15 protein-coding genes are annotated in these 6,702 nt (G+C 49.1%); 10 read left to right on the top strand and 5 right to left on the bottom strand.

Translation table 11 applies throughout. The features are described 5' to 3' along the window. The first annotated feature begins 119 nt into the window (after positions 1–119). The 10 genes from H0Z19_RS11370 to H0Z19_RS11325 all read left to right on the top strand — a co-directional run bounded on the left by H0Z19_RS11370 (position 120) and on the right by H0Z19_RS11325 (position 3,940). Positions 120–614, top strand: a complete 495-nt coding sequence (locus H0Z19_RS11370; protein ID WP_290726716.1) for a hypothetical protein — start codon at positions 120–122, stop codon at positions 612–614. Between the two features lie 2 nt (positions 615–616). After that, positions 617–859, top strand: a complete 243-nt coding sequence (locus H0Z19_RS11365; protein WP_290726715.1) for a hypothetical protein — start codon at positions 617–619, stop codon at positions 857–859. Next, positions 834–1,070 carry a hypothetical protein gene (locus H0Z19_RS11360; RefSeq protein ID WP_290726395.1) on the top strand — a complete coding sequence of 79 codons (237 nt, stop codon included), beginning with the start codon at positions 834–836 and terminating at the stop codon, positions 1,068–1,070. The genes H0Z19_RS11365 and H0Z19_RS11360 overlap by 26 nt, the downstream gene beginning before the upstream one ends. A 41-nt stretch (positions 1,071–1,111) precedes the next feature. Further along, positions 1,112–1,396: a hypothetical protein gene (locus tag H0Z19_RS11355; protein ID WP_290726713.1), complete on the top strand. Its 285-nt coding sequence runs from the start codon at positions 1,112–1,114 to the stop codon at positions 1,394–1,396. Further along, positions 1,380–1,787 (top strand): hypothetical protein, encoded by a 408-nt coding sequence (locus H0Z19_RS11350; protein WP_290726712.1) that lies wholly within the window; start codon positions 1,380–1,382, stop codon positions 1,785–1,787. The genes H0Z19_RS11355 and H0Z19_RS11350 overlap by 17 nt, the downstream gene beginning before the upstream one ends. A 21-nt stretch (positions 1,788–1,808) precedes the next feature. Beyond that, complete coding sequence (locus tag H0Z19_RS11345) at positions 1,809–2,009, top strand: hypothetical protein (protein WP_290726710.1); 201 nt, start codon at positions 1,809–1,811, stop codon at positions 2,007–2,009. Then, entirely contained in the window at positions 1,993–2,244 is a 252-nt protein-coding gene (locus H0Z19_RS11340; protein ID WP_290726708.1) for a hypothetical protein, read from the top strand. Before H0Z19_RS11345 ends, H0Z19_RS11340 begins: the two co-directional genes overlap by 17 nt. A 28-nt stretch (positions 2,245–2,272) precedes the next feature. After that, positions 2,273–2,911 (top strand): PD-(D/E)XK nuclease family protein, encoded by a 639-nt coding sequence (locus H0Z19_RS11335; RefSeq protein ID WP_290726707.1) that lies wholly within the window; start codon positions 2,273–2,275, stop codon positions 2,909–2,911. Between the two features lie 275 nt (positions 2,912–3,186). After that, positions 3,187–3,651, top strand: a complete 465-nt coding sequence (locus tag H0Z19_RS11330; protein WP_290726706.1) for a hypothetical protein — start codon at positions 3,187–3,189, stop codon at positions 3,649–3,651. Beyond that, on the top strand, positions 3,641–3,940 hold the full coding sequence (locus H0Z19_RS11325) for a hypothetical protein (RefSeq protein ID WP_290726704.1): 300 nt from the start codon (positions 3,641–3,643) through the stop codon (positions 3,938–3,940). The genes H0Z19_RS11330 and H0Z19_RS11325 overlap by 11 nt, the downstream gene beginning before the upstream one ends. A 1-nt stretch (position 3,941) precedes the next feature. Here the strand turns inward: H0Z19_RS11325 and H0Z19_RS11320 are convergent, their stop codons facing one another. The 5 genes from H0Z19_RS11320 to H0Z19_RS11300 form a co-directional block, all read right to left on the bottom strand. Continuing rightward, the gene (locus tag H0Z19_RS11320; RefSeq protein ID WP_290726702.1) at positions 3,942–4,226 is read right to left on the bottom strand and encodes a hypothetical protein; all 285 of its coding nucleotides are present in this window, start codon (positions 4,224–4,226) and stop codon (positions 3,942–3,944) included. A gap of 2 nt (positions 4,227–4,228) precedes the next feature. Beyond that, positions 4,229–4,498 (bottom strand): hypothetical protein, encoded by a 270-nt coding sequence (locus H0Z19_RS11315; RefSeq protein ID WP_290726700.1) that lies wholly within the window; start codon positions 4,496–4,498, stop codon positions 4,229–4,231. Then, positions 4,495–4,671, bottom strand: a complete 177-nt coding sequence (locus H0Z19_RS11310; RefSeq protein ID WP_290726698.1) for a hypothetical protein — start codon at positions 4,669–4,671, stop codon at positions 4,495–4,497. The genes H0Z19_RS11315 and H0Z19_RS11310 overlap by 4 nt, the downstream gene beginning before the upstream one ends. A gap of 17 nt (positions 4,672–4,688) precedes the next feature. Continuing rightward, positions 4,689–4,934, bottom strand: coding sequence for a hypothetical protein (locus H0Z19_RS11305; protein WP_290726696.1), 246 nt, complete (start codon positions 4,932–4,934; stop codon positions 4,689–4,691). Positions 4,935–5,170: 236 nt separating this feature from the next. Continuing rightward, positions 5,171–6,702: phage tail protein (locus H0Z19_RS11300; protein ID WP_290726695.1), on the bottom strand; the 1,532-nt coding region annotated here is incomplete at its 5' end.

Here is a 6,702-nt window from a genome sequence, read left to right as displayed (position 1 = left end):
CGCTGTGAACATCAGCAACGACGGCTGGCCGGTTGGCGAGGTCGTCATGACCTGGTACGGCTATTATGACCACGATGAGCTGAAAAGAGACCTCGATGAACTCATTGGGGGTGGTGCCTGTGAACGAAATTCCCGACGTTCTCTATTTCTATGATTTCCTCATGAGAGAGGAGGAGCTTACACCCTGGCATGCAGGGCTTGTCGTTAAAACCCTCCTTGCAGCACAGGAGCATTTTAGCGGCGACCCTTTGGAGCAGGATATTACTATAATTGAAGAATATATTACTTCATTACCTAACTGGAAAAAAGGGATTTTTATTACAGCAATAACAAGTTGGCGTAAGTTCACTGCGCTCGGGGAGAAAGCCCGCCGCTCAGATGCTCGCGTATCTCTGCAACTCGTTGGCTATCTCCTCGGAGGCGTAAACAGGCTACGTGTGCTGCGGTGGTACAAATGGTATTGTTTAGATAAAAAAATCCCAATGCAGATATTGGCGACACCATACGGGGGCAAAATTTACCTCGTACCTGTCGAGTTCTATCTCTACGCTAAGCGCATGAAGGAAGAGGACGATGCGCGGTGGCTCCCAAACCCGTTCAAGGAGGGGGAATGACGATGGGCCGCCCTGCTACTACTTTCGAATACTTCCAAAAAGAGCTCGCCCGGTATGGGCTCGAACTTAAGCGTGTACGTGTTGGGAGAGGATTTTTTAATATCTGCCGCGACGGAAAGCTCGTCTTTACGGCCCGCGACTACCGTGAACTGCGGGCCTTTCTCCTCGGCCTCGACTACCTTAGTCAGGCTGAGAAAAAGAGTATGGGGGGGGTGAACGATGGTAATGAGGCTGAAGACATATAGGTATGAGATAGCCGTCCCTCCTGAGCTGGAGGAGTTCGCGCAGTACCTCCTCAGGCTCGGGTATAAAGAAGAGACTACTGCAAAGACTATAGAGGAGGTCAGAGCTATTTTAAATGGGCGTCCTCTCGATACAGGGGCGCCTTCGACAACAAAGCGGCGTCGCAATGCTTGGCGTCGCTATAAAGAATTCCTCGCCCTACGGGGCGAGTAAAACAAAGGAGGTGATGGGGCGTGGCGATTCGGTGTGCTCGGATGGATTGTAAGTTCAATGACGGTGGCTGGTGCACGCTCGGTTACATACAAATCAATGAGAAAGGTGAGTGTGAGGAGTACGAGCCGGACGAGCGCAGGCGGATTATTGAATACAACACTCGCATGGTAAAGTTGATTGAACAGCTCGGAAAGATGGAGTCTCTGTCCGAGGAAGATAAGAAGCACTTTGCGACTCTGCTCCTTCTCGGAATGAAGACCGAGGACGGAGAACTCGTCATAGACAAGATAGAGAAAGCCCTCAAGGAGCGTGATGGCCGTGGCTAACATAGGGATTAAAGAGAAAAAAGCTTGGGGGTATTTCAGCTTTATTCAGGAACACAGATTTTCCGATGTTGCCTATATAGAGCTTCAAGCGTCGAGGGATGCACCACTCGATGAAGCAGATGTTCTTGTGGAATATGATGCAATAGATGAGAATGCATATTTCTATGAGAACTACAAACCTGAGAATGCCTTAGATGCAATTAAAAAAGCCATTGAGCTCGCGGATAAGAATTGGGAAGAAGTGGAACTGGTTTTCCACCTCGAAGACAAAGAGACAAAGAGCCACTCTTATTTCAGCTTGACGGTTCATTCATATTTGGGAAATAAAAAGGAAGTATCATTTGGCATTGGCGCAACTATCAAGAAAAAGGAGCGTGATGGCCGTGAGTGAGGAGTTTAGGGTGGTGATGGCATGAGCTATAAGTGTGTAAGATGTGGAAAGGTAGAGGTTCCGAATGAAGGTGAGCTTTGTCCCGATTGCCAAGTGGAAGCTTGGAAAGAGGAGGTAGAGCTTTGGGAGAAGGAGATGGAAGAAATAGAAAAAGAAATAGCAGAGCATAAAAGACGCTGGATTGAAGAATTTTTGAAGGGGCGTGATGCCCGTGGCGAGTAACGAAGCCAAACTTCGGCGGATGAAGATGGTAGAGCTGGCACAGAGGCTCTATGAGGCGAAGAGAGAGGTCAAAGACGTGGCGGGAGAACTCGCAAATGAGGGGCTCATCCGCATGAGCGTCGAGCTCTTGAACGCTATACAGAGAATCGAAACAGTGCAGAGGGAGATAGAGACGTGGCTTGATATCCTCGAACCTTACTGCAACGAAAGGGAGCGTGACGGCCATGACTGCTGACCCTTCTTGTTTCGTCCTTTCGGAGAGCATGTCCCTCGACGACCTGCCAGACAGAATCAAAGAACATATTATCGCCGCGACGAATAGCGACTATACCCGCCGTGACAACTCGCTCCACGTGACTGAGCTCGTTTACTGCCTGCGGAAGGCCTATTACCGCCGCATGGCGGAGAAAGAGGGTGAAAAGGAAGAAAAGGGTATTAAACAGCGGTGGTATCTCTATCGCGGCATCGTCTTCGACGAGGCGTGGACTGGCCTCTTCGCCCGCAACCAAGTCCGGGTTACCCACCGCGTCAGGAACGGGCCGACTATAGTTGGTAGGATTGACTTCATTGACGACGACGGGACGCTATACGAGCTGAAGACAATAAGCAACGACTACGCCATCCGCGACGGCCCGAAGCCGGCGCACGTGAAGCAGGCTCTTTTCTACGCATGGATAGAACAGGCCCCTCGCGTGCGGCTCGTTTACGTGCACCTCGGCGGCGTGCACATCTTCGAACTTGACACTCGCCTTGCCGAACAGGTGGTTGAGGAGGTGGAGCAGAAAGCGATTGAGCTGTGGCGGGCCCTTAAGGAAGGCCGGCCTCCAGAGCCGCACAACGAGCCGTGGGAGTGCCGCTACTGCGAATTCCGCGACCTGTGCGCGATTGAGGATTTGTCATGAGGAGGGATGAATATGGTTGAAAAAACAACATGTGATGGGTGTAAATATGCGGCCCAGGACGCATGGAGGGATATAGTGTTTTGGGTATGCACCCACCCCAAATGGGGCGAAGATGAGCGTGTAATCCCAGACTACCCAGAAAGGCCAGAATGGTGCCCCCTGCTCCCCCAAAATCACAAATCTTGACCTTTCCTTTCTTTTTTACCCCACCGACCGAAAAGTTTATAAAGGATAAGAGCATAATAAGTAATGAAGACAAACGTGGAGGGATTGAGATGGAGAAAGTAGATGTGGTTAAGACGATGGAGCTGGCAACAAATTGGGCGAAGGGATTGGATAAGCTGAGAGAAGAACACCCGCGCGTCGTTAAGAAGGTTGCGGACGAACTTTTCAAGTGGTACTTTATCAGCGACGAGATGAGAGAGATTACCAGGAGGCTGGAGGAGCAAGAAGGGGAGACGGCACACATACTCATAGGTCTTGCAGGCCCCATCTGGGGCGGGAACACGGGCATGGCTCTCTACCTACTCGCATATGAACTGCTCAGGAGGAAGCAGAGGCGCCCACAGCTCAGAAGCGTCAAGATAGCACTGACGTACAAGCTCTACAAGCACTTCCACTACGGTTCTCTTGTTAAGCTTTATGATGACGGACGCGTCGAATACAAAAGCAGAAACTGCATAGAAGGCTACGGCTTCACAATCCATAATGGGAGAGAGGTGAACAACAATGAGTATTGAGCACATTATCTCTGCACTCACTGACGCCTTTTCCCTTCTTGACTTCTCCGAGCGCCTGCTCGACGAAGTAGAAGACGCTCCACTTAGCGAACTACCCCGCATCATCAACCTGCTGAAAAAGAACATCCGCGACGCCAAGGCGTTGATAAATGACGCTGAGGCCGAGCTCGACGACATGGTCAAAAAAACCTACCGGCGTGAGGCAGAAGACTTAACAATGTACGATGAATGGGCTAATAAAAATGAAGAACTGTTAAAAGAAATAAGTAAAATAAACAAATCTTTATAAATTATTTGTATATTTTTCTCTTCCTTTTCAGCAGTGCGGCAATTGCGAGGATGGTTGAGACTATCGCGGCGAGGTTTTCATGCGTAAGCGGCTTTTTTACGTCGCGTGGGTCGAAGAAATAACCCTCCTTTATTTTTTCATCGATTATAATAAATATAATTAGCCATATGAGAGAAGGAATAAACATATGTTTTAAAAGGAAAATAAAGACTAAAATCCCGACTGCCCACCACCAAACGCGCTTTTTCCAGTTTTTTAGCGGGCGGTAGCCTTTTAAGTCAACCACACTTAGCCCTCCAGCGGTTCGATGTAACACCTCTTCCTCACTTTATGGCCGCAGAAATGGGTCTGTATCTTCAGCGCGTCTGGGTAAACTATTTTTAGACTCTCAACCAGCACCCTAATCTCTTCCTCGGTGAACCCCGTCGCGTCGAAGCGCTCAACAGTAGTTATCTGTTCGCCTTCCGGGCTGATTTCTTCGCTCGGCCTCACTACCTCAATGTAGAGTTTGTAGCCCGGCAGGGCCGCGAGCCGGGGCAGGATTTCGCCCACCTTCATTCAATTACCTCCTGCGCCTCTTTTCTAAGCTCTTTCGCGTTCTTCCTCAGCAGGCGGAACACCTTTGAGAGGGCCAGCGCCTTCTTCCTGTCGCCGACGTCGAGCTCGTACTCAAACTCGCCGTCCCATACATCATGAGGCTTGTTTTCCTCTACTATTTGCCTATACTTCATTTTATATCGCATGGTAATCACCATTTTACTCTGAACATTACTAAGGTGCCTCTGAGTGATATCTCCTTATATTCTTTTCCATCGAGTATAGTCTTTATATGTTCTACGTCGCTTCTTTTAGCAAAAACGAGTATCTGGTTAGTTTTTGGGACATACGAAATTAGATATGCTCCTGCTTTGCTAAGTTCTTCTACAAACCGTCCAAATCGGGCATAGTCATCCACCTTAAATAGCCCTTTTCCTATCATCTCTCTCACCCTCATAATCATTTAAAACCAGCCAAACATATAATCCTCCAATACATGCCAGAGCACAGCCAGCGAGAAATAAAGCAAAAGCAAACAAAAAAGGGTGAGCAAACCGGCCAGCTGGCTCTTTTCCGACAACCGCGAATATATGGTCCACGTCGGGTATAACAGAGCCAAGTATAGTAGCAAGCCCCATGCCACATGCAAAAGCTCGCAAAGAACGATATGTTGCAGGCCCCACATTGCCCCCCTCACCTTGATTGTATAAACACCTGGAAGAATACGCTCGCCTGGATGCGGGCGAGGTCGGAGGGAGTAAATGTAATTGTATTCCAGCCCGTTGTGATGTATTGGGTAATGTCGAGGTCGGTCTCGCCCGTGCTCCCGGTTTTGACCGTTGTGCCGTTTACGGCGATATCTACCGTCGCCCCGGTGTCGATTTCGTAAATGCCGAAGTCGATGTCGTGCGTATGGTCAGGGAGGGTGATGTCATGTGTATGCGTTCCATCGTGTACTACAAGCAGAGTCATGTCCATGGCTGTATCTGACAACTGCACATCAATCGTAACGCTATTTTTCCTGCTTGAAAATTGCCGTTTCCATGAATATACGTATGAGCCATGAGACTCAAAATTGTGGTCTGTAGTAGCAGAATATCCCTCGCTATCAGTTATAGTGATATCATTTGTATATGAGTTTGTCCAGTGATTCACAATGACCAATTCTGCATAATACTCAGAAATATCATGGATTGTGAGAGAGAGTGATTTTGATTCAGAGGCTGCAGTACTAACAGAAGTATTCGCTGCACTTGCCTCGCTCGTCCCAATTACAGCCCCGCCTCCGAGGACAGCCTTCGAATACGCCCTAAACGGCCCGACAATGAGGTTCAGTTTTACACGGTTGATTTTAATGGCCTCGGGCGGTACGTAGATTTTTAGTTCGAGCGGGTGGTCAGGGTCGGCGTTGTCGCTGTCTTGAACACTATAAAGATTAGTCGCGCCCTGTGCATAGACGCCGAGGCTTTCAAGCCCGTTATAATACTCTTTCAGCTTATCGCTCAGTAAGGCGATAGTGTTTACCAGTTCGGCCTTTATCATCGTTGGGTTGATTTCGAGACGCTTAATCCGGTAGTCGCCGTTCAGCCCGAGCTCAGCATCGTTTATCGTTATCGTATCGCCGACGTCGAGGGTGAGACTATCGGAGGTGAACGGCGCTTCTATCTCTATGTGCTCAACAGGGTCTTTGTTGTCGGCGATTATTTTCTGCGCTTTCAGCAAAAGTGTATCCTCGTGCTCGATATCGCGGAGCATATAGGCCCTTTCCCTCAGCCCATAGGCGTTTTGGCTATCTATATCCTCTGCCGTGGCTGTGTATTGGTTGATGCCGTCCCCCGTCCCGAGCAGGTGAACTTTGTTGATTATATTCTCCGAGTCCTCGGTTTTCCTCACCGTCTTGAAATAGGTCAGCGTCTTGGCTAAGCCCTTATCGCCGATGTGGACGCCTGAGCTGTCGAGCCACAAATCTTTACCCAGTACATCGGCTAACTTTTGGAGGGCCTTCCACCGCTGGGCATACTCAAAGCGCATACTCAGCGTGGTCGTCGGACACTCGGCGAGGGTGTAGCCCGTTCCGTTTAAAATATCGCTTGCTATCTGGTCGGCAGCTACATTGTCGTACTGCACGCGGTAATTTCCGTTCTTATTAAACAAAGTCCAGTTTAACTTGACTTCCTCGCCGAGAACAGTTAGCTTAATAATTCTGCTCTCCTTGTTAAGTTCTT

It is taken from the genome of Archaeoglobus sp., assembly GCF_017656475.1.
GTDB lineage: Archaea > Halobacteriota > Archaeoglobi > Archaeoglobales > Archaeoglobaceae > Archaeoglobus.
The sequence above is the reverse complement of the archived record's forward strand: the minus strand, read 5'-3'. Positions and strand labels throughout refer to the sequence as shown.

Coding starts and splice junctions, on each gene's coding strand:
- H0Z19_RS11365 (WP_290726715.1), top strand. CDS start 617: ATGGGCCGCCCTGCTACTACTTTCGAATACTTCCAAAAAGAGCTCGCC.
- H0Z19_RS11360 (WP_290726395.1), top strand. CDS start 834: ATGGTAATGAGGCTGAAGACATATAGGTATGAGATAGCCGTCCCTCCT.
- H0Z19_RS11355 (WP_290726713.1), top strand. CDS start 1,112: ATGGATTGTAAGTTCAATGACGGTGGCTGGTGCACGCTCGGTTACATA.
- H0Z19_RS11345 (WP_290726710.1), top strand. CDS start 1,809: ATGAGCTATAAGTGTGTAAGATGTGGAAAGGTAGAGGTTCCGAATGAA.
- H0Z19_RS11340 (WP_290726708.1), top strand. CDS start 1,993: ATGCCCGTGGCGAGTAACGAAGCCAAACTTCGGCGGATGAAGATGGTA.
- H0Z19_RS11335 (WP_290726707.1), top strand. CDS start 2,273: ATGTCCCTCGACGACCTGCCAGACAGAATCAAAGAACATATTATCGCC.
- H0Z19_RS11330 (WP_290726706.1), top strand. CDS start 3,187: ATGGAGAAAGTAGATGTGGTTAAGACGATGGAGCTGGCAACAAATTGG.
- H0Z19_RS11325 (WP_290726704.1), top strand. CDS start 3,641: ATGAGTATTGAGCACATTATCTCTGCACTCACTGACGCCTTTTCCCTT.
- H0Z19_RS11315 (WP_290726700.1), bottom strand. CDS start 4,498: ATGAAGGTGGGCGAAATCCTGCCCCGGCTCGCGGCCCTGCCGGGCTAC.
- H0Z19_RS11310 (WP_290726698.1), bottom strand. CDS start 4,671: ATGAAGTATAGGCAAATAGTAGAGGAAAACAAGCCTCATGATGTATGG.
- H0Z19_RS11305 (WP_290726696.1), bottom strand. CDS start 4,934: ATGAGGGTGAGAGAGATGATAGGAAAAGGGCTATTTAAGGTGGATGAC.